Source organism: Sporosarcina ureae (assembly GCF_002082015.1).
Classification (GTDB): Bacteria; Bacillota; Bacilli; order Bacillales_A; family Planococcaceae; genus Sporosarcina; species Sporosarcina ureae_A.
In genome coordinates this window covers 994,862-1,014,697 of the sequence record NZ_CP015109.1, presented here as the reverse complement: position 1 = coordinate 1,014,697, position 19,836 = coordinate 994,862, and the positions used below count along the sequence as shown (strand labels likewise).

At 42.9% G+C, this 19,836-nt stretch carries 17 protein-coding genes and 1 tRNA gene; 11 read left to right on the top strand and 7 right to left on the bottom strand.

Annotated elements, in window-relative coordinates; translation table 11 throughout:
- Positions 1-30: 30 nt before the first annotated feature.
- Positions 31-870, bottom strand: coding sequence for a conserved phage C-terminal domain-containing protein (locus SporoP17a_RS05075; RefSeq protein WP_083033252.1), 840 nt, complete (start codon positions 868-870; stop codon positions 31-33).
- 231 nt (positions 871-1,101) lie between these two features.
- Here SporoP17a_RS05075 and SporoP17a_RS05070 point away from each other — a divergent pair, with 231 nt between their 5' ends.
- The 4 genes from SporoP17a_RS05070 to SporoP17a_RS05055 all read left to right on the top strand — a co-directional run bounded on the left by SporoP17a_RS05070 (position 1,102) and on the right by SporoP17a_RS05055 (position 4,441).
- Positions 1,102-1,527: a hypothetical protein gene (locus tag SporoP17a_RS05070; protein ID WP_083033245.1), complete on the top strand. Its 426-nt coding sequence runs from the start codon at positions 1,102-1,104 to the stop codon at positions 1,525-1,527.
- 144 nt (positions 1,528-1,671) lie between these two features.
- A complete protein-coding gene (locus SporoP17a_RS05065) occupies positions 1,672-2,649 on the top strand; it encodes a DUF1835 domain-containing protein (RefSeq protein ID WP_083033242.1) in 978 nt (325 codons plus the stop codon).
- A 521-nt stretch (positions 2,650-3,170) separates the two neighbouring features.
- Entirely contained in the window at positions 3,171-4,259 is a 1,089-nt protein-coding gene (locus SporoP17a_RS05060; protein ID WP_083033239.1) for an S-layer homology domain-containing protein, read from the top strand.
- Between the two features lie 110 nt (positions 4,260-4,369).
- Positions 4,370-4,441: transfer RNA gene (locus SporoP17a_RS05055), tRNA-Asn, on the top strand.
- 61 nt (positions 4,442-4,502) lie between these two features.
- Here the strand turns inward: SporoP17a_RS05055 and SporoP17a_RS05050 are convergent.
- A complete protein-coding gene (locus tag SporoP17a_RS05050; protein WP_237262382.1) occupies positions 4,503-5,294 on the bottom strand; it encodes a polysaccharide deacetylase family protein in 792 nt (263 codons plus the stop codon).
- A gap of 399 nt (positions 5,295-5,693) precedes the next feature.
- Complete coding sequence (locus SporoP17a_RS05045; RefSeq protein ID WP_083033233.1) at positions 5,694-6,611, bottom strand: SDR family oxidoreductase; 918 nt, start codon at positions 6,609-6,611, stop codon at positions 5,694-5,696.
- A 126-nt stretch (positions 6,612-6,737) separates the two neighbouring features.
- Here SporoP17a_RS05045 and SporoP17a_RS16860 point away from each other — a divergent pair, with 126 nt between their 5' ends.
- From SporoP17a_RS16860 to SporoP17a_RS05020, 6 genes are all read left to right on the top strand, one after another.
- Positions 6,738-6,908 carry a hypothetical protein gene (locus tag SporoP17a_RS16860; RefSeq protein WP_167693383.1) on the top strand — a complete coding sequence of 57 codons (171 nt, stop codon included), beginning with the start codon at positions 6,738-6,740 and terminating at the stop codon, positions 6,906-6,908.
- A 487-nt stretch (positions 6,909-7,395) separates the two neighbouring features.
- Positions 7,396-8,856, top strand: a complete 1,461-nt coding sequence (locus SporoP17a_RS05040; protein ID WP_083033230.1) for an S-layer homology domain-containing protein — start codon at positions 7,396-7,398, stop codon at positions 8,854-8,856.
- 485 nt (positions 8,857-9,341) lie between these two features.
- Positions 9,342-9,725 (top strand): DUF302 domain-containing protein, encoded by a 384-nt coding sequence (locus SporoP17a_RS05035; protein ID WP_083033227.1) that lies wholly within the window; start codon positions 9,342-9,344, stop codon positions 9,723-9,725.
- A gap of 67 nt (positions 9,726-9,792) precedes the next feature.
- Positions 9,793-10,911 (top strand): MBL fold metallo-hydrolase, encoded by a 1,119-nt coding sequence (locus SporoP17a_RS05030; RefSeq protein ID WP_083033224.1) that lies wholly within the window; start codon positions 9,793-9,795, stop codon positions 10,909-10,911.
- Between the two features lie 291 nt (positions 10,912-11,202).
- Positions 11,203-12,456, top strand: a complete 1,254-nt coding sequence (locus SporoP17a_RS05025; RefSeq protein ID WP_083033221.1) for an erythromycin esterase family protein — start codon at positions 11,203-11,205, stop codon at positions 12,454-12,456.
- A gap of 159 nt (positions 12,457-12,615) precedes the next feature.
- Complete coding sequence (locus SporoP17a_RS05020; protein ID WP_083033218.1) at positions 12,616-12,891, top strand: DUF2564 family protein; 276 nt, start codon at positions 12,616-12,618, stop codon at positions 12,889-12,891.
- A 159-nt stretch (positions 12,892-13,050) separates the two neighbouring features.
- Here the strand turns inward: SporoP17a_RS05020 and SporoP17a_RS05015 are convergent, their stop codons facing one another.
- The 3 genes from SporoP17a_RS05015 to SporoP17a_RS05005 are packed head-to-tail and all read right to left on the bottom strand — an operon-like array spanning position 13,051 to position 15,722.
- Positions 13,051-13,938 (bottom strand): glycine betaine ABC transporter substrate-binding protein, encoded by an 888-nt coding sequence (locus SporoP17a_RS05015; RefSeq protein ID WP_083033216.1) that lies wholly within the window; start codon positions 13,936-13,938, stop codon positions 13,051-13,053.
- Between the two features lies 1 nt (position 13,939).
- On the bottom strand, positions 13,940-14,593 hold the full coding sequence (locus tag SporoP17a_RS05010; RefSeq protein ID WP_083033213.1) for an ABC transporter permease: 654 nt from the start codon (positions 14,591-14,593) through the stop codon (positions 13,940-13,942).
- On the bottom strand, positions 14,586-15,722 hold the full coding sequence (locus SporoP17a_RS05005) for a betaine/proline/choline family ABC transporter ATP-binding protein (RefSeq protein ID WP_083033211.1): 1,137 nt from the start codon (positions 15,720-15,722) through the stop codon (positions 14,586-14,588). Before SporoP17a_RS05005 ends, SporoP17a_RS05010 begins: the two co-directional genes overlap by 8 nt.
- Before the next feature lie 274 nt (positions 15,723-15,996).
- On the opposite strand from SporoP17a_RS05005, the gene SporoP17a_RS05000 reads away from it, so the two are divergent.
- Positions 15,997-17,256 carry a cytochrome P450 gene (locus SporoP17a_RS05000; RefSeq protein WP_083033208.1) on the top strand — a complete coding sequence of 420 codons (1,260 nt, stop codon included), beginning with the start codon at positions 15,997-15,999 and terminating at the stop codon, positions 17,254-17,256.
- A gap of 91 nt (positions 17,257-17,347) precedes the next feature.
- Here the strand turns inward: SporoP17a_RS05000 and SporoP17a_RS04995 are convergent, their stop codons facing one another.
- Entirely contained in the window at positions 17,348-19,804 is a 2,457-nt protein-coding gene (locus SporoP17a_RS04995; RefSeq protein ID WP_083035908.1) for a heavy metal translocating P-type ATPase, read from the bottom strand.
- Between the last annotated feature and the right edge of the window lie 32 nt (positions 19,805-19,836).

Here is a 19,836-nt window from a genome sequence, read left to right as displayed (position 1 = left end):
TCATCGTGCGAAAACATACTAATTCAATAGTTAATTACCGTATAGTAACTCCTCACCACGATTGAAATCGAGAACTGGTGGAATGTATGGTTCTTTTTCTGGTTTCTTAGTAACAACTAGCTCATTGACATAGTTTTCAAAGTTTGTTGCGTTAAACAAAGTAGATGGTCTAAGGAACGCATTGAATTTACGAAGGTTCAACCACTGCATGGTCTTTAAGTCGATGACACGAATAAAGTCTTCCTGTGTGTAGCCTTCTTTGATTCGGTCGTTGATGAATTTACGGGTAGCAGCGGACTCCGCTTTAAAATGTTTTCCGGTTTTTTCATTCAGGTACTGTATCACAGAATGTGCGACGTCGAGATTCTTCTCGACAATGGTTTTATTATTGATCTTCTTAAGTTCTTTGGTTATAGGCCGTCCCATAGTGGGATACGCCGTCGTACCAGTGTGGGTTTGCACAGCGTCCAATTGTGAGTTGATTGACGTTTCATGTTGAGCTGGAAGAGTGTCCACTTTTGGGTTGGCCAGTATCTCATTTGGCGTATACGAAAATGGCAGTTTTTCATAATCGATTCGGTACCATTTGGTATTGTCGATTTTCATCTTATTGTGCTTGGAAGTGGAAATCAGGTAACCTTTTTGTTCCAAGTCATACGTGATTCGTTTAATCGTGTTCAGCGACCAAAACGGAAATTCTTCCATCCAGTCGTCGTATGTATTGAACACCCATTTATGACCGTCACGAATGTTTTTTGAAATGTTCGAACGGTAGTGAAGTTGTTGCAAGAATAGCGCAGCGTTCAGTCCTACTTTCATTGCCAATGAAGGTAATAGTGGAATCGGATCTTCGTTAATTAATAATTTCATCTGGTGGTCCCCCTCGAGTAAAGTGATGTAGGAGTATTCATTTAGTGCTCCTTATACTTCATATAGAGAGTTTTCTAGAAAAGGATACATCGACTTTTTAAAAAGGTAAAAGGGCGCATATAAAATTTCTAATTGGAACTCGTAAAACAACGTACCTTTAATTGAGAAACCTTCTAATTTCGGTGTTTAACTGATAAGATTGAAAAAATCACTTTGAAGGGTGGGCATTATATGAGTAAAGAAAACAATATAAATAAGCAAGAATTTACGCTAGCTGAGAAAGTATTTGATTTATTTGAAAGTGAAGAAATTGATATTTCATTAGAGGATATAACAAGATTAATAGAACTTGCACCCAACGTAAAAGAGATGTTTTCAAAAGCAGTTGATACGAATTTTGGTTCATCAAAAGACATGTTTGATTTATTAAAGAAGATTATCGAAATTTATAAAGATGAATTGAAAAGAGAAGATCTTAGTCAAGAACAAAGAGAAAAAATTTACGATAGAATAGATCAGCATGCTACGGATGCACATCAACTTGATGATAATAATAAAAAGTTCATCAATGGATTAACTGGCGTAGCTTTAACAGCTGTAGTCGGTACGGCTATAAAATTTGGACCGCAGATTATTAGATCAGTGATTAAGAAGTAAGTTAATCAAATAGAAATTAGTACCTGTGTAAGAAACGAACACAAAAGAATCCTACATGCGCACCTTTTTATAAAGTTTCACATTAATATTATGCATACCATAAACTTTTGGAGTTTGAAAGCAAGCAAAAGGAGTGCAATATAAATGAATGAAAATCACCGGCCAAGTAACCCATATACTCCGCAACAAGCAAAAAAAATTGTCGATCAACTGTTCATTAAAGCAGAGCAACTAGACGATGAAGCGCTCGGGAAAATAACGCGGTCGTTGCTCGCTGCGGATGAAACGTGCCCGCAGACGGTCCACATCGTCTTCGACCGTGCGTTTGCGGGAGCTCTACGACACGCATTTCGCAAAGAGCCCTTAAAGTCAACCGAGCAAATTATCTCAATACCGGACATCCTATCCATCGGTCCGGTGGAATCTCTCCATACGGATGAGGGAATCAAGAACCGATTTTGTTGGCTTCAAGGACATCTCCGCGGTGACATCCAAGAACAAGAGAGTGAATTCCGTAGTGCGATACAGGACATCAAAAGCATCCCGCCACACTTACCAATTATTCTTTGGGCTGGTAACAACGCAGCAGAACAAACCGGCCTGCGATTTGCTACCTACCTCCTAAGCGGTCAGCCCAATGAAATTAGCGAACTCAACAGTACCAAAGCATATGAATCCTTGTACAGAACTGCGGATCATAGTGAAGAGATTCACATCCTTCGTTCCAGTGAACTGTCGCCTGAACAGCTGCTCGAATTTTACGCGCATTACGAACCGTGGAAATGGAACCCAGCCCGACGCGCAGCAATCGAACAGGAAGGCGAATCACTTATGTATGATGGGTCTTACTTGCGCACTTGGGAACACGATGAACTGTGGAGCTCAGATGAAGATCGACACGACACGTTCATCATGGATTGTGCACGTCAGTTACAGTCCGCGTATCCTGGTGAATATTACAACGTACTGCGTCTCATTGGGCAAGTATACGGTGAATTGGAGCAGTATACGGGTGATGAATGGATTGAGTACCGTGTGAAGGAATTGATCCGGTACGGAGAACTTGCGTCCAAAGGGGATATTGGAGACTGGCGGAAATATAAGATACGAGTAATAGGATAGAAGAATACTATTCCTACTATTAAAATTAGGTGTGAGAAACAATCATGAACGTTTAAACAATCATGAAGGCATCACACCCAGGAACTTTTAATTGTTTGTTATACAGATGACCGTGTAGATTATGCCTATGCGGTAACAGCAACTGAAAAAACGGAGACGGAACTGTGGTGTTCATCTCCGTTTTTTCCTATTTACAGTACTTTGATTTACTGAATACATATTTTATTTCTCAACCTCGATTTAGAGTAAGGTACCAGGTCCCCACACAAATCCGAAACAATTCTGAATTGAACTAGAGTTGTGTGGGGACCTGGTACCTTTAAACTCCTTTAAAATCGTTAAGCATCATTTCTGGAACCAGTCTTGTTTTACGTACACGGGATAAAGGGTATGGAGTATATATGACAACCCATAAAAGGAAAATATCACCCAACATACTGTAATTTATCATATATAACTCGCGATGATCATATAAAGATAGAGTGTGCAAAAAATATGAGTACATAAAGGGGGCAGAACGGGTGTTGAAAAAGTGGATCGCGGCATGTGCGATTTTTCTACTGGCGGTTACCGGAACGATGCAGTCTACAGAAGCTGCAAGTTTTACAGACATGAAGAAGAACAGTTCTTCGCTGTATGTGGAAGTGAATTACCTGGCGGATCTCGGTATCATTAGTGGGTATCCGGACGGCCAGTTCAAGCCGAATGAGCCGATCGCAAAGAAGCATATTGCGGCCATGCTCGTCAAGGCGCTGGAGTTGCCGATGACGGATTTGGCGGACCCTGGATACAAGGACGTTCCGAAAACACATCCGTACTACAATGAAATAGCAGCAGCGTACAAGGCAGGACTGTTTTCCAAGGCGGCTAATTTCAAACCGGAATCTAGCATCTCACGTGCATTCATGGCGCGGTTAATGAGCAAGGCATTTCATTTGAAGGTGCAAAATAAAGCGGATTATATGCCATCGTACAGTGATGTGGGAAAAAATTCGGACTTTCACACCGATATTATGAGAGTATCGACTAATAACGTCGCTACCGGTTATCCGGATGGGACATTCAAGCCGAAGCAGCTGATCACCCGTGCGCATTTCGCTGCATTCCTGACTCGCGCAATGACAGCGAGGACGATGAATATTATGCCGGACGCTGGTTATACGTATTATTACACGGACGGCTCTAGCACATATCGCTATGATCATGAGGGCAAGGAAGAGAACGGCCTAGATTACTGGCGCATTACCAATGAGACGGAGTATGAAGACATTCCGCGACTGGGCTTTGTGCAAGATTCCTCGTACTACGGAGAAGGATACGATGACTGGGCCCATTACGATCAATATTTCCCGCATCCTTTCGTAGTGACACAAATTCATCATCAAGATGATATGGGGCCGGTTGGTTATGGTAATGGGTGGATTACTTCTACAAACGCAAAGAAAACAGTTCGCGGTACAGAGTATCGTGATGTGCTAGTCGTTGAAAGCTACTTCCCATGGAATAAAGAAACTGTGATTGAATACTACGCAAAAGATATTGGCTTGATTCAACGAGTGGATGGTTCAGGGAAAGAGCTGTACGGACTGGTGAAGCGTGTAAAAGAATAAGCGCACGGACTTGGTCTTCGAGTCACTTCGGGACCAAGTCTTTTCATGAATGAACGATGTATAGATGTTTGAATTCTGTCTATACTATCTAGCGTAAAAAGAATTTTCTTTCCAAAGTAGCTCAGCGGTAGAGCAATCGGCTGTTAACCGATCGGTCGCAGGTTCGATTCCTGCCTTTGGAGTACATAAAAACTCTCCCGACCGGATTGGGTCAGGAGAGTTTTTTGGCTTTGCGCTGGCATTTTATTCATCAGACCATGTTGTTCCGTTGATACGTTTTTCGCTCATCAGTTCACTAACGGTCCCCAGACGAAAACCTTTTTCTGTAATTTGTGTAATCATATCTTCTATTCCTTCAGCTACAGGTTTGGTCGGGTGCATTAATACCATCGAGCCGTTCTCCACTTGAGATACGACCCGGTTCACCATTTCGTGAGTCGCCGGCTTTTTCCAGTCGACTGTATCCACTGTCCACAAAACCGTATGCATTCCGAGCTGACTTGCGGTTTCAACTGTTTGCTGATTAAAACTGCCGCTTGGCGGACCGAACCACTTAGGCGATGGGATCCCGAGTGTTTTTTTGATGACATCATTGGTCTTTTTTAACTCTTCCGTTGTTTCAGCTTCTGATTTCTGCTGTAAATCGGGATGGCTGTAAGCGTGGTTTCCAATTTCGTGCCCTTCACTATGAATCAATTTAGCCAAATCAGGATTTTTACTTACCCAGCTACCATCGAAGAAGAAGGAAGCTTTCGTTTTATGTTTCTTCAGCACATCCAAAATTTCAGGAATATATTCATTACCCCAGGCCACGTTAATCAAAAAAGACACCATCGGTTTATCGGGATTTCCTTTGAATATGGGGTGGGGGTCTAGGTCTTTCAAATGAACGGAGGGAGTTGTTTCTTTGTAAACGACTTTTGATTCATCGAATTTGCCAGCCGCTTTCATTTTCTTATAGCTGGCTTCCAAATCCACTTCCAGTCCATTGTAGCCGGGAATGGCTTTCCAGACTCTGTCGACCTTTGCATCCACCGCAGGGATATGATGCGTCTTGCTGAATGATTCTATTTCTTTCGTCAGTCTGTCTTTGCTAGTTTTAGATGCGGAGGCAGTGCTTACTAGATTCGTATTGGCTCCTCCGTGATTGGTGAAAAGAACTAGGTAAAGTAATCCTGTACAAGCAATGAAAGAAATAAGCCAGATCCGTTTCAGTTTATATCACCTCTTCTCTAGTCCGTAGTGTTTCCTGTACTTGAATAAATATGCTTGATTGGAGGAAGTGGCAGAGCAGGATCATTATTCGATGTAAAATGATCTATACTGCAGGCTATCAGAAAACATTTTATTGCAGAACGGGTTGTAAAAAACCCGTTTTGAATTATGAGTATCCTGTGTACGAATCTCTTTTAGTGGTGTAATCGACTAAATGTACTAAGCAAATACTTGACCGCCATTCACATGAAGGACTTGCCCGGTGACGAAGCGTGAATCATCTGAAGCTAGATACACAAACGTGGGGGCCACTTCAAAAGGCTGTCCTTGACGGTCCATCGGGTTGCCGGCTAGGGCTGTTTGGTCTGCAGAGAAGCTAGAGGGGATCAAAGGAGTCCAGATACGACCGGGTGCAATAGCGTTGACGCGAATACCTTGATTTACTACGTTTCGCGCGAGGGCCCGAGTCATTCCGACGATGGCGGCTTTCGTTGCTGTATAATCCATTAGCTGCTCATTGCCTTCAAATGCAACGACAGAAGCTGTGTTGATAATGGAACTGCCTGCCGTTAAATAGTTCATTGCCGCCTTCGTAGTATAAAAATGGGAATAGACATTTAATTTAAATGTTTCATCGAATTGTTCATCACTGATGTCGGTAATATTTAATTGCTGAAATTGGATGCCGACATGGTTGCAAAGAACGTGCAATCCATTGAAGGTTTCAACGGTTTTCTCCACAATGTCCCGGCATTGTTGTTTATCCCGGAGATCGCCCGGCAACAGAAGACAGCGCTGTCCAAGTTCTTCGATCCGGTTTTGGGTACGCCTGGCATCATCATGTTCATCCAAATAAGCAATGGCCACGTCAGCTCCTTCTTTCGCAAAGGCAATAGCTGCTGCCGCTCCCATTCCGCTATCTCCACCTGTAATAAGTGCTATTTTCCCTTTTAACTTGCCGCTCCCTGTATAGTTCGGATTTTCAATGATAGGCCGTGGCACCATTAATTCTTCAAATCCTGGTTGGCGGTATTGCCTTTGTTCAGGTACCGTGAGCGATACTTCTTCAAAACGCGTAATTTTTCCGAAGTTCGGATAAAGAGGATAGTCCTCCTCGTTTGAATGGTTAGGCGTCATTTCATTCTCCTTCCGCAATTGTACTGATCAGGCCATTTTATGTAGGAAGAAACTTTGTTATACTTCATATATTTTTTTGAGAAGAATAGAATGAAACGACAAATGAATTGGAGGAGGTTTACTGAGTTGGAGTATTATTATTCACCGTACGTATATTATTTGCTGATCACTGATTCTGAGGAGAAGGCCACAATGGTCTACGGCAATCAATTTTTACAAGTGCAAGTACCTCAAATTGGTCCGAGGCCCCCTTACTATACCGAGCCTGTCTATGAACCAGTGCTGCCTATTATGTAAATAAGGTACCAGGTCCTCACACAATTCCCACACAATTTGGGTAGTGGAAAATCGGAAATCCAAAAGAGAAATACAGTGGTTTGCGGCTCAAAAAAGCTGTCGTCAGATCCTACGTAATACTCTCAACAAATAGCAATAAAGTTCCTATCCAATAACGCATATAAAACATAGCATCTCTTCGATACAATCAGTGTATCGAGGAGGTGCTTTTTCATAACTCAAGAAACGATAAAGTTACACTGCAATTTTTTAAAAAACATCCACTAGAGAGTTTTCTAGAAAAGGTTACACGGATTTTTAAAAGCTAATCAGGTGCATGTAAAGTTTCTTGATGAAGACCCATTAACCAAACGATAGAAAAACAGTTGGAATCAGATACTCTATCGTTTTTTTATTTCTCGAAAATAAAATGAAACTTTATCCAACATCCTCCGTCTATACCGCGAAAAAATACATACAGACACTAGACGACAGGGGAGATTCGAAGATGAAAAAGAAACTATTAGGCGGGCTTAGTACGCTACTGCTGGCGTGCGGCCTACCTTTATCCGCGGCACACGCGGAAAGCAGTCAGCCGTTCATGGATGTGCCTGCGACCAAACACTTTGCTGAAGCAGTGAATGATTTAGCGAAACGTCATATAATTGGTGGCTATCCTGATGGCACATTCAAACCAGGGAACTCGATCACACGCGGACAAGCAGCAGCGATTATTGTGAAGATGACTGGGCTGGCTACAGAAAATGTGAGGGATCCCAAATTTACAGACGTTTCTACTGCAAACGGCTATTATAAAGCAATTGCAGCGATGGCGGAAAAAGGGATGATCGGTGGATATGCGGACGGAAGATACGGTCCGAATGATCCGATCACACGAGGGCAAATGGCGTCGATACTGGTGCGGGCTTTTGATTTACCTCGTTATGATGATGTGGAAAATCCTTTTAAAGACATAGGAAGCAAATATAGTTCTTCTCATTACAGTTCTATTTTAATTATTTATAAGCTTGGTATTACGACAGGGACGACTCCGAATACGTTCGGTCCAGGAGAGCCTATTACACGAGGGCAGGCAGCGAAAATGCTGAAAGCGACGGAAGAAGCTAGACCTGACCTATTCACAGTCAAAGCGAGTGATCTTGGATGGAATACAGTTAGAAACAAGACTGGGTTTATTGGAAAGGACAATCCATTCCGCGTGATTTTTGTGAAAGGAAAAGAAGGTTATTCAGAAGATCAGCTGCAAATCGTGCCCGAGAAAGAAGGAACGGGCTATCTTGTAGTACAAGGCGCGGATGAGAAACAGTACGGGAAATACGTGGTACATGTTAAAAAACAAGAGGGTAAACTGATTGTTACGCTGGAGAAGACTGAACACATTCTCCCTACGGTTACCAGTTTATATATCATGGGAGATGAAATAAATCAGCTTCAACATCTGTCTTTGTCTACAATGGATGGCAAATTAGTATCCGACAATGTGAAATTTAAACAAGTCGGCGTCTCCACTTCTGATCAAAGAGCGCAAATCGATTTCACCGTCAATCAACCGGGTCAATTTATCATGACAGCTAAATTTACGGACGGCAAGGAAGTACGATACGGTGTTGAGGTAATGGAAAAGAAAAGCTCCTTCGAGTACTATGTCAAGGTGTTAAGGGAGCAACTCACCGCTACATATGACCTTGAAAAACATGCTATTGGTAATCACAAAATACTGACGAAAAACTATGAACATCTAGTAGAGATTACACGCGATGTTAAGACCAATCAGTTTCATGCGAAGATTGCAGGAGACGGAGATGTGAGTGTAGAGCTGGAATTTAGTCAGAGTATATATCAAGAAGATTCATATAAACAAACAGGATTGAGAATACAAGTGCAACATATAGGTGATATTCGAAACGTACAAATTGGAGAAATTGGACATTACACAGACGCCGCTTAATTGAAATTTTTGGATTGAAAACAAAGTACCTGTGTGAGAAACCAACATGAATGTTTGAGCAATCATAAAAGTTTCTTGCACAGGTATCTTTACTCAGGCGAAAAACAGCGCATCCTTATCTGCACAAAAGGGTGCGCTGTTTCCATTCATTTTTCTTATTAACCCACTGCCCACCAAAATTACTTGGCGACTAGTTCGACCATGATGCCGTCAATGTAGACTTTTCCGTTCATCACTTGCATGGTATTTTTTATCGTTTTTACCTTCTAGAAGGCCGAGTATTTATTCAAGTTCTGGGTACTCTTTAATCATGTGGAATTCTTTATGACCATCTCCAAAACCTGCGTTTCTGGGAGGAATCGCAATTTTGTTTTTCGGTATTCTCACTGAGTAGTAAAGGCTGATTTCCGGACAAGATGTTTTAGCTGGCTTAATACGGGAAACTGAAGAAAAGAATGCGTTCACAAATGAGAGGAGCAAGACAAATGTTTGATTACACAGTGGAAACAAGCAAGAGCAAGGATGAAGTGGTGAAGGATTTGGAAGCGAACCTGAAGGAAGAAAAGTTCGGAGTGCTTTGGAATTTCGATTTGACTGCGAAACTACAGGAGAAAGGTACTGATTTCAATACACCATACACGATTCTTGAAGTCTGCAACCCGCAGGAAGCAAACCGCGTATTGTCTGAAGATCTGCTCGTCGGGTATTTCCTACCATGCAAAATTGTTGTCTTTGAAGAGGAGGGTACAACAAAAATTGGCATGCCGAAACCGAGTGCGCTGATAGAAATGATTGATAATGGTTCGCTGAAGGAAATTGCGATGGATATTGAAAAAAGATTGATTGGCTGTATTGATAAGACCGTGTAAGCCATTTTTTTACCGTACAGTATACCTGGGGTGGTAAATAAGAGTGTAAGGTAAGGAGGAAGTATTTATGGAAATTAAATCAGTATCACCAAAAAAAGTGGCGAATCAGGTGTTTCAGAAAGAACCGGTTTATGTGTTGGATGTCCGCGGCAAAGACGAGGCGGCTGATTGGCATATTGAAGGGAATCAAGTCCAATACGTCAACATTCCGTTTAGGGAGCTGAGCGATTCCGATTTAACGAGCCTGGAGGATTTGCCGAAAGACCAGAATGTGTATACAGTCTGTGCAAGAGGGAACACTTCCCAAAAAGCGGCTTCCTATTTGCAGGAACAGGGCTTTGACCATGTCTACTCGATTGAAGGCGGTATGGCAGCCTGGAGTGAACAGCTAGAAGCAGTCAAAATTGGCGAAGTGTCCGGAGGCGCTCTTTATCAATTCGTGCGACTTGGTAAAGGATGTCTATCCTATTTGGTCGAATCCGACGGGGAAGCGGCAATTATTGACGCCAGCCGAATGACAGAAACCTACGAAGAGTTTGCGCGGGAAAAAGGACTGAAGATAACACATGTAATGGATACGCATTTGCATGCTGATCATATTTCAGGCGGTAAAAAATTGGCGGACTCAGTGGATGCTACCTATTACTTGCCACCGGATGATGCGGAAGAAGTTGTTTTTAAATTTGAACCAATCACTGACTGCATGAAACTCCAAGTCGGTAGCGCAGTGATTGAAGCTGTATATTCTCCGGGGCATACAATCGGTAGCACGACATTCGTAGTTGACGATCAGTACTTGCTCACGGGTGATATTCTGTTTGTAGAATCTATCGGCCGTCCAGATCTTGCCGGTAAAGCGGGCGACTGGGCAGGAGATCTGTACGAAACCCTCTATAGACGCTACAAAAAATTGGCTGATGACCTGCTTGTGCTTCCGGCTCATTACTCAGAAGTCAGTGAGCTCAATGAAGACGGCAGTGTTTCAGCGAAACTGTCTGTTCTTTACCAAAACAATGAGGGCTTGCAGATAAAAGATGAAGAGAGGTTCATCAAGCGAGTAACGGAAGGTCTGAAAGATCAGCCAAATGCGTATGAAGAAATCCGACAGACCAATATGGGCAAGATCGATCCGCCACTTGAAGAAGCAAAGGAAATGGAGACTGGCCCGAATAACTGCGCTGTATGATAGAAGAAGTGGATAATCTTTGATTGCGGAAAAGTTGATTCTAAACTGAGCGTAGGTCAACGGATTATCCGTTTTTCATTAAGATAAGGTACCAGGTCCCAACACGACTTAGAAACAATTCTGAATTGAACTAGAGGTGTGTGCGTACCCGGTACTTATTAATATTTACCCACTATTCTTTGAATTAAGGGCCCTTTATTTGGCATCTTTCATAGTGAACGACACAAAAAAGCCAGCCGACTTTGAAGAGTGGGATAGCCTGACCGTCACTATGATGAAGGAGGTTTTTTCATGTCTAGAAAATTAGTAGCCGCTATTCAAGAGCAAGCGATTCCGCTGGATGATCCGTCTGCATTTGACCAGCTTTTGAAAGAGGTAGGGGATGCGCAGATTGTGATGATCGGCGAGGCATCGCATGGAACTTCTGATTTCTATCGACTGCGTGCCGAGTTTTCCAAACGTCTCATACAGGAAAAAGGTTTCGTGGCGATTGCTGTGGAGGGCGACTGGCCGTCTGTCCAGAGGATAAATAGCTATGTCAAAGGCTATGACGGTCGGCCCGCTCTAAACGAGTTGCTGTCGAATTCATTCAGCAGGTGGCCGGCATGGATGTGGGCGAATGAAGAAATAGCAGCATTTGTCACGTGGCTGACCCGAGAAAACGAGCAACGTGGTGCAGACTCCCTAGTCGGCATGTACGGCATCGACTTGTACAGTTTGTACGATTCGATCGATGAAGTCATGAACTTCTTGGAAAGCCATCCATCCTACGGGGCTGATCTGGAACTTGCCAAAAAAGCATTCTCTTGTTTTGAGCCGTATAATCGGATGCCCGAACACTATGCCCTGTCTTCTGCCCACTTCACGGATGAATGCATAACAGAGGTATCGAGCCTACTGGAATCTATCCGAACCAATGAAGAGCGCTACCCCCACGCGAATGAGCAAGATTTGAACTTAACAATGAATGCTCTAGTAGCGAAAAATGCGGAAGCCTATTACCGGGCGATGCTTCGAGATGATGCATTGTCATGGAATATTCGCGACACCCATATGGCAGAGGCAATTAAGGAAGTACAAAATTATTACGGAAAAGATGCCAAAATTATCGTGTGGGAACATAATACCCATATCGGTGACGCATCGGCGACTTCGATGATAGACCAAGGACTGACAAACGTCGGTGAGCTGATCCGGGAACAGTATGGCAGGGAAAATACGTACGCGATTGGTTTCGGCACATATGAAGGGACCGTCATTGCAGGAAGCAGTTGGGGAGAGACGCCGGAAGAAATGGTCGTACCGCCCGCACGTTTTAATACATGGGAAGGCCAACTGCACGCAGCGGGCGCACATGACAAATTGCTGTTGTTCGATGATAAAAACCGAAAGCAATTTGACGAATGGATCGGCCATCGCGCAATCGGTGTGGTCTACAATCCCGAGTTCGAAGCCTACGGCAACTTCGTCCCCTCGCGTATCAGCGAACGCTATGATGCCTTCCTGTACATCGACCGTTCGACTGCGTTGAGGCCGTTGAGCTAATAATGCTTTTTTATAGCGAAAACGGTATCTGTGTGAGATATGAATAAGGTATCCGGTCTGGCACCTTTATTCTGAGCTAAATCTTCCTGCGTATACTTCCAGAGTAAATAGCGATACTAAGCTCATGATCATTGATTTTACAAGTGGGAGGCGAAGTATATGGCAAAGGATTCTGGCCCGAGTTGGAAAAAGGATCATCCGGGTACATTTTTCGGTAATTCAGTGGAGAAAGCGGATCGTGCAGTGAAACAAGCGATGTCTCATCCAGAAGAGATGGCGATCGAGCATGCGTTTAATGCAATTGAGCGTGCTGAAAACGCGTTTAGGAATGCGAAGCAGTATAACGAAGAGTTAGATACGATTGAGGAACATAAAGGACATTTGGATGTGATTCGGCAACAATTGAATGAGACCCAGATGAAAAAAGGCGAGTAATTGTTCATGGCATTTGAAACAGTACCTGAAACAGTACCAGGTCCCGACACAATTTGGATACGATTCTGAATTGTTCTGAAGTTGTGTGTGTACCTGGTACCACCTACGAAAAAAACAGCGCACCCTCATCGACACAAGAGGGTGCGCTGTTTCCATTCACTATTCTTCAATTAACCCACTATCGACCAAGAATTCCTTGGCGACGAGTTCAACCATAATCCCGTCATTATCGACTTTTCCGTTCATGATTTGCATCGTTTCTTCGTCGATCTGACCTTCGAGAAGGCCAAGTATCTCTTCTAGCTCTGGGTATTCTTTGAGTGTTTCATCTCGTACTAACGGCAGTGCGTGGTAGGGAGGGAAGTACGATTTGTCATCTTCTAGCACGCGTAGATTCGCGATTGCGAGCTGTCCATCTGTGGTGTAGGAGTTGATGACATTTACTTCGTTTGCACCGATTGCACGGTACATCATGCCGTGATCCATCCCTTTGACGTCTTTAAACTGGATGTCATATTCTTTTTCGAAACCAGGTAATCCGTCTGGTCGGTCGATAAATTCGAATACGGCACCCAATGTAAAGTCTTTGGACACTTTAGCGAAATCACTAAATGTCACGAGACCTAATTCTTCAGCTTTCGCTTCGTCAAGTGCGAGTGTGTACGTGTTATTGAATCCGAACGTACCGAGTGCGGTGATGTTGTCACCAGCAACCAGTCGTTTAGTTGCAGCTAATGTTTCTTCAGCTGTGCCAGGCTCTTCTTGGTAATACGTCACGACGATGGTTCCTGTATAGTCCGGGATGACGTCGATATGATCATTCGTCATGGCGTTCCAGACGACAGATGAGCCGCCCAAGTTTTCTTTGTAAATAATGTCTACACCTAATCGGTCCTCAATTAATTGTCCCATGATATTGGATAAAATAATACTTTCCGTATTATTACGCGAACCGATTCTAAGTGAATCTTTTTCATTGAATATACAACCTGACAGTAGGCTAGCCAGTAAGGTCGTGACGAGCAATAATGTGAGTTTGTTTTTCAAATCATCTCAATCCTTTCGGCGTCGTCCAACGTTCAACGGCGCTAAAGAACGTTTCAAGAGCAATCGCAAGGATCGCTGCTGGAATAGCCCCAAGTAAGATCAATCCGTCAATTCCACGTGTAATGCCGAGGAAAATGAAGTCACCGAGTCCACCTGCTCCGATGAATGCAGCCAGTGTTGCGTTACCGACGTTAATCACTGCCGCTGTTCGAATTCCGGCCATAATAATAGGGATGGCAAGTGGCAATTCTACTTTAAATAGAATTTGCGTGCTCGTCATACCCATACCTTTCGCGGCTTCAATTGTGGCTGGATCAACGTCTTTAATCCCCGTGTACGTGTTTCGCATAATAGGCAGTAAAGAGTAAAGAAATAACGCAGCGATAGCTGTTTTGACGCCAATTCCGAAAATGGGAATCATGAAACCAAGTACAGCTAAACTCGGGATGGTTTGCATAATGCCTGCCGCACCGAGGACTCCAGTTTTCAGTTTAGGTACGCGTGTAATAAGAATTCCGAGCGTTACCGCAATGAGTACCGCGAGGATCATTGAGAAGAATACGAGTTGAATATGGATGGATGTTGCTTGGAGTACTTCTTGCCATCGCAATTTGGTTTGTTCTACAAGTTGTTGCCATATATTTAAATTATTCATCTAGATCGTCCCCCTTATCTGTCCATTGACTAGACATCGCAGAGAGTAAGGAGCCACGATTGACGAGTCCTACTAGTATATGTTGTTCATTGACAATAGGAATCATGCCGAACGGTGAGGCGTCCATCATGATAATGGCGTCTTTTGCCGTTGCCGAATCCAGTAAAAAAGGTACAGCTGGTTTCATCACTTCATCAATGGTTTTGATGCCGTCTATCTGTTTGATTAAATCGTAAGCGGACACAATACCAAGTAGTTTCTTATGATCATCTATAACGAGAAGATCGGTGATTTTTCGTTGACGTATAAGTGAAATGGCTCGTTCTGGAGAAGTGTTCGAACGGGTAGTGACTACCTTCTCTGCCATAATTTCCGTAACCGGCATCAGTTCAGGGTTTTGGATAATTCGATGCTTACCCATAAACTCTTCTACAAAGCCGTGAGCGGGTTCATGTAGTAGTTTCTCTGGAGTGTCTAACTGAAGTAAATTGCCGTCTTTCATAATGGCAATACGGTCGCCCATCTTTAACGCTTCGTCCATGTCGTGTGTGACAAAGACAATGGTCTTCTTTAACTTTTTGTGTAGTTTAATTAATTCTTCTTGCAACTGCTCACGTGTAATGGGGTCCAGCGCACTGAACGGTTCATCCATCAATATGACATCTGGATTCGCTGCAAGCGCTCTCGCAATTCCGACACGTTGTTGTTGTCCACCTGATAATTCTTTTGGATACCGTGTAGCATAAATTTTCGGATCGAGTCCGACCATTTCAAGTAGATCGAGTACGCGTGTTCTCGTTTTGTTTTCGTTCCAATTTTTCAGTTGGGGTACAATAGAGATATTTTTTTCGATCGTGTAATGAGGGAAAAGCCCGACTTGTTGAATGACGTAACCGATATTTCTGCGAAGTTCAGCAGCGTTGTAAGATTTGATATCTTTGCCGTTGATAGAAATTTTTCCACTTGTGTGTGGGATGATCCGGTTAATCATTTTCATAGTAGTAGATTTACCTGAACCACTCGGTCCTATTAGAACAAGTAGTTCACCTTCAGCAATCTCGAAGTTGACAGATTTCACAGCTTGAAATCCATCATCATACGTTTTAGTCACATTTTCAAACTTTAGCATAAGTACCTCCTGCATGTAATTAAAAAAATAGACGTCACTCCTTAATAAATTAAGAAAGTCGCCTGAATTAATATCTTAGCATATTAGTAAAATTTGTTCAAGATTTTATTTAATTTTAAGTCCTTGCACAAATTAGAAGGCCTTCTACATGGATCTACTATAGTGTATGAACTTGGCATCTTTATTATGTTTATCAAACTGTATATCAGGTAATAGAGCCCTAAGCCGTGATAAAAAAATACTTAAAATGAACATAAAACAGGAGTGAAAGATTATGAAAAAATTACCCGAAACCAAAGTTAAAGTAACAGATGTGAAGGAATTAATTAATAAAGGATATAATTTGTTAGGAGAACTTCGCGAAGAAGTGGGTGCACCCGTAGTGAAAGCGGAGTTCTTAACGAAAGAAATAACGGTTATTTACGGGGAAGAGGCGGCCCGTAAATTTTATGATCCGGAAAACTTTAAACGTGAAGGCGCTATGCCGAAACCGGTCTTGAAAACTTTATTCGGTGAGGGCGGTGTGCAGACTTTAGATGGTGACGAACACCATCATCGGAAGAGTTACTTCATGGATTTAATGTCTCCGGATCGAATGGAAGAGTACCATGAATTATTAGCGAAGAATGTATCTAAAGAGTTAGACAAACAGCATGGTGAGTTTGAGTTGTTTGACCTCGCGAATAGAGTGTTGTTTAATTCCATCTCGGAATGGTGCGGGATCAACTTGGAACAATTTGACTCGAAGACGTTGGAAAAATTGGCGAGAAATCAAATTTCTATGATTAGTGGAGCCGTTACATCTCCTGTAGACCACATAAAAGGGATTACGGATCGAAATGAGTCCGAAAAATGGGCTGAAGATCTCATAAAAGAAGCACGAGAGCACCCGGTGCCAGGGAAAGAACATCTCGCGCTATATACTTTTGCCCATGCAACGGACCTCGATGGAGAACTTTTACCTGTGGAAGTAGCAGCAGTGGAATTATTAAACATCATCCGTCCGACAGTGGCGTTAACTGTTTGGGTAGCGTTAATGGGGCATGCACTTTTTGCGAAACGAGGTATTTACGAAGAATTACAAAGTGATTTTGATAACTTGCAAGATTCTTTCATTCAAGAACTGCGTCGTTACTATCCATTTTTCCCGATGCTACCAGCGATTGCTGTGAGTGATGTAGAAGTTGATGGATACTTGATTCCTAAAGATAGCTGGGTTGTCTTGGATTTGTACGGTAGTAACCATGACAAGCGTACCATCGATTCTCCGGAGCAATTTGATAGTAAGCGATTTGTAGGAAAAGCGAAAGATATTTCCTATGAAGAAGAGTATGAAATGATTGCACAAGGTGGCGGGAAGTTCAGAGAAATGCATCGCTGTGCGGGGGAATGGATTACTCTTCACAGCTTACGTGTCTTTTCTGATCATTTAGTGAATCAATATGAATTTACCGTCCCCGAGCAAGATTGGACGATTCCAATGAATCAGTTCCCGACGTATCCAACTAGTAAAGTATTGTTATTCAAAGAGTGACAAAATGCACCAGGTCCCCACACAATTCGGAATTGTTTCCGAATTGTGTGGGGACCTGGTACCGTTTCCAGTACCGTTTCCACCGATCCAACTAACTCCGAACCCTCAAAAGCCGAAGCGCATTCAAAATCACAATTAGCGCAGCACCGGTATCACTTAATACCGCAATCCATAATGTCAACCATCCCGGGAAGATCAACAGTAAAGCCACTGCTTTTACGATTAATGAAAACCAAATGTTTTGTTTGATAATCGACAATGCTTTTCGGCTGAGATTCATGGTGTGTGGGAGTTTCTCTAAGTTGTCAGCCATTAATATGATATCTGCGGTGTCCATGGCTGTATCTGTACCCGCACCGCCCATTGCTATACCAAGGTCAGCCGTTGCTAGTGCAGGGGCATCGTTAATGCCATCTCCAATCATAGCCACGCGATATCCTTCTTCCTGCAGTTGTTTTATCGTATGCACTTTATCTTCCGGTAACAGTTCAGCATAATATCGGTTCATGCCGGCTTCGGAAGCGATGGCTTTTGCTGTCCCTTCGTTATCTCCCGTCAGCATAACGATTTGTTGAACACCGATTTTCTTTAGGTTTTTTACCGATCGTTTTGTTGTTTCTCGAATGGTATCCGAAACGCCAATGATACCTAAAATCTTTTGAGCGGAACCTATTATGATAATAGTTTTCCCTTCATTTTGCAGGCTGGAAATCTGTTGTGAATACTCATGGAGAGGGGCACCGATCTCTTCAAATAACTTACTGTTTCCTGCAAAGTACGGTATCTCTTCGATTGTCGCTTGGATGCCTTTTCCTACCACGTTCTTAAACTGCGTACCCTTCATCGCTTGAATGTTTTGTTCTTTTGTGTACTCCACGATGGTGGTAGCGATGGGATGGGTAGAGTGCTCTTCTAACGTTCGAGCGATCGATAACATGTTTGTTTCGGAATCATGAAAGGTCACGACATTCGTAACTTTCGGTTTACCTTCTGTCAGTGTGCCTGTTTTGTCAAAGGCAATGGCATCAATAGATCCAGCGTTTTCTAAGAATGTTCCCCCTTTAATGAGGACACCATTTTTAGCAGCATTTCCAAGTGCCGTCACGATCGCAACGGGAGTGGATATAACGAGCGCACAAGGACAAGCGATGACTAATAGCATGAGTCCTTTGTAAATCCATTCTTCCCAAGTACCGAACGTCAATACCGGAGGAACGACCATCACCAAGAGAGCCAGTATGAATACGATGGGCGTGTAAATCCGGGCGAATTTATCGATAAATGCTTCCGTTGGCGCCTTTTTCTCTTGGGCTTCTTCAACTAAGTGAATGATTTTGGAGATCGTTGTATCTTCCATTAGTTTAGTCACTTTAACGGTGAGTGAGCCGTGTTCATTGATAGAGCCCGCGTATACAAAACTGCCTATAGATTTATCAACGGGTATCGATTCTCCTGTAATCGCAGCTTGATTGACACTGGATTCCCCATCGGTGATTTCCCCATCCAATGGGATTCTGTCTCCAGGTTTGACGACAATGATGTCATTAACGGATACTTCTTCAACAGGCTTTTTGATTAATTCATGGCCGATTTTTACCCAAGCTTCAGGCGGTGTTAACTCCATAAGTCCCCGAATGGATTTCCGTGTTTTTTCGATGGCTCGATTTTGTAGGGTGAGCCCTAAAGAAAACAGCCAAACTACAGTGGCGCCTTCAAGCCATTCGCCTAATATAGCGGCTCCGATTGCTGCAGCGGACATGAGCACATTCATGTCCAATGAACGGCTTCTAATTGCGTAATATGCACTCTTGACCGGCTTAAAGCCACTGACGATCATGGCCACGATGTACATGAATGTTGTTACATAAGGAGAAACTCCTGTATACGATCCCATGAAAGCTAGTGCGATGAGGATACCTGAAAAAATGACCGCTTCATTCTGTTTACGAGAATGTGTGGAAGAAGGCGTCTGCTTATTTGCAGAAATAGGTGATGCTTTAAATCCTGCTTTCGCTACTTCGTTCATAATTTCTTCAGGACTATTTTCATGTTCAATTTTCATTTTACCTGTTGAGAAATTCACCTTCACGTGTTTAACTGCCGGAAGGTGGTTCAAATGGTTTTCAATTGTTAGCGCACAAGATCCACAATCCATGCCTTCAATAAAGTAATTCTGTACGTTGTGATTCACTTTGCTAGGTTCGACTTCGAAACCGAGCTTTTTCATCTGTTTTTGAATTAACTCTTCATCAAGTTCTTGAGTTGCGCTGATTTGCATTTTGCCAGAACTATAATTCACATTCACTTCATTGATGTGTTGGAGAGTGCGTAAGTTCTTTTCAATGGTTACCGCACAAGCCGGGCAATCCATTCCATGCACCCGAAATTCCTCTTTGATTCCCTGATCCAAGTTCATGTTAACAGGATCTACAGGTTTTTCTGTACTACTGCAACAACTTTCTTCTACAGTAGGCGTGGCAGTACAACAACTAGTATCTTGTACTTCCGTATTTCTAGCGTTACTACTGCAACAGGTTGATTTTTCGATTTCTTGTACTTGATTGCTACTGCAACAGGATG

What these genes read in the sequence shown, in the direction of transcription:
- SporoP17a_RS05075 (WP_083033252.1), bottom strand. Translation starts at nt 870, where the DNA reads ATGAAATTATTAATTAACGAAGATCCGATTCCACTATTACCTTCATTG.
- SporoP17a_RS05070 (WP_083033245.1), top strand. Translation starts at nt 1,102, where the DNA reads ATGAGTAAAGAAAACAATATAAATAAGCAAGAATTTACGCTAGCTGAG.
- SporoP17a_RS05065 (WP_083033242.1), top strand. Translation starts at nt 1,672, where the DNA reads ATGAATGAAAATCACCGGCCAAGTAACCCATATACTCCGCAACAAGCA.
- SporoP17a_RS05045 (WP_083033233.1), bottom strand. Translation starts at nt 6,611, where the DNA reads ATGACGCCTAACCATTCAAACGAGGAGGACTATCCTCTTTATCCGAAC.
- SporoP17a_RS05040 (WP_083033230.1), top strand. Translation starts at nt 7,396, where the DNA reads ATGAAAAAGAAACTATTAGGCGGGCTTAGTACGCTACTGCTGGCGTGC.
- SporoP17a_RS05035 (WP_083033227.1), top strand. Translation starts at nt 9,342, where the DNA reads ATGTTTGATTACACAGTGGAAACAAGCAAGAGCAAGGATGAAGTGGTG.
- SporoP17a_RS05030 (WP_083033224.1), top strand. Translation starts at nt 9,793, where the DNA reads ATGGAAATTAAATCAGTATCACCAAAAAAAGTGGCGAATCAGGTGTTT.
- SporoP17a_RS05025 (WP_083033221.1), top strand. Translation starts at nt 11,203, where the DNA reads ATGTCTAGAAAATTAGTAGCCGCTATTCAAGAGCAAGCGATTCCGCTG.
- SporoP17a_RS05020 (WP_083033218.1), top strand. Translation starts at nt 12,616, where the DNA reads ATGGCAAAGGATTCTGGCCCGAGTTGGAAAAAGGATCATCCGGGTACA.
- SporoP17a_RS05010 (WP_083033213.1), bottom strand. Translation starts at nt 14,593, where the DNA reads ATGAATAATTTAAATATATGGCAACAACTTGTAGAACAAACCAAATTG.
- SporoP17a_RS05005 (WP_083033211.1), bottom strand. Translation starts at nt 15,722, where the DNA reads ATGCTAAAGTTTGAAAATGTGACTAAAACGTATGATGATGGATTTCAA.
- SporoP17a_RS05000 (WP_083033208.1), top strand. Translation starts at nt 15,997, where the DNA reads ATGAAAAAATTACCCGAAACCAAAGTTAAAGTAACAGATGTGAAGGAA.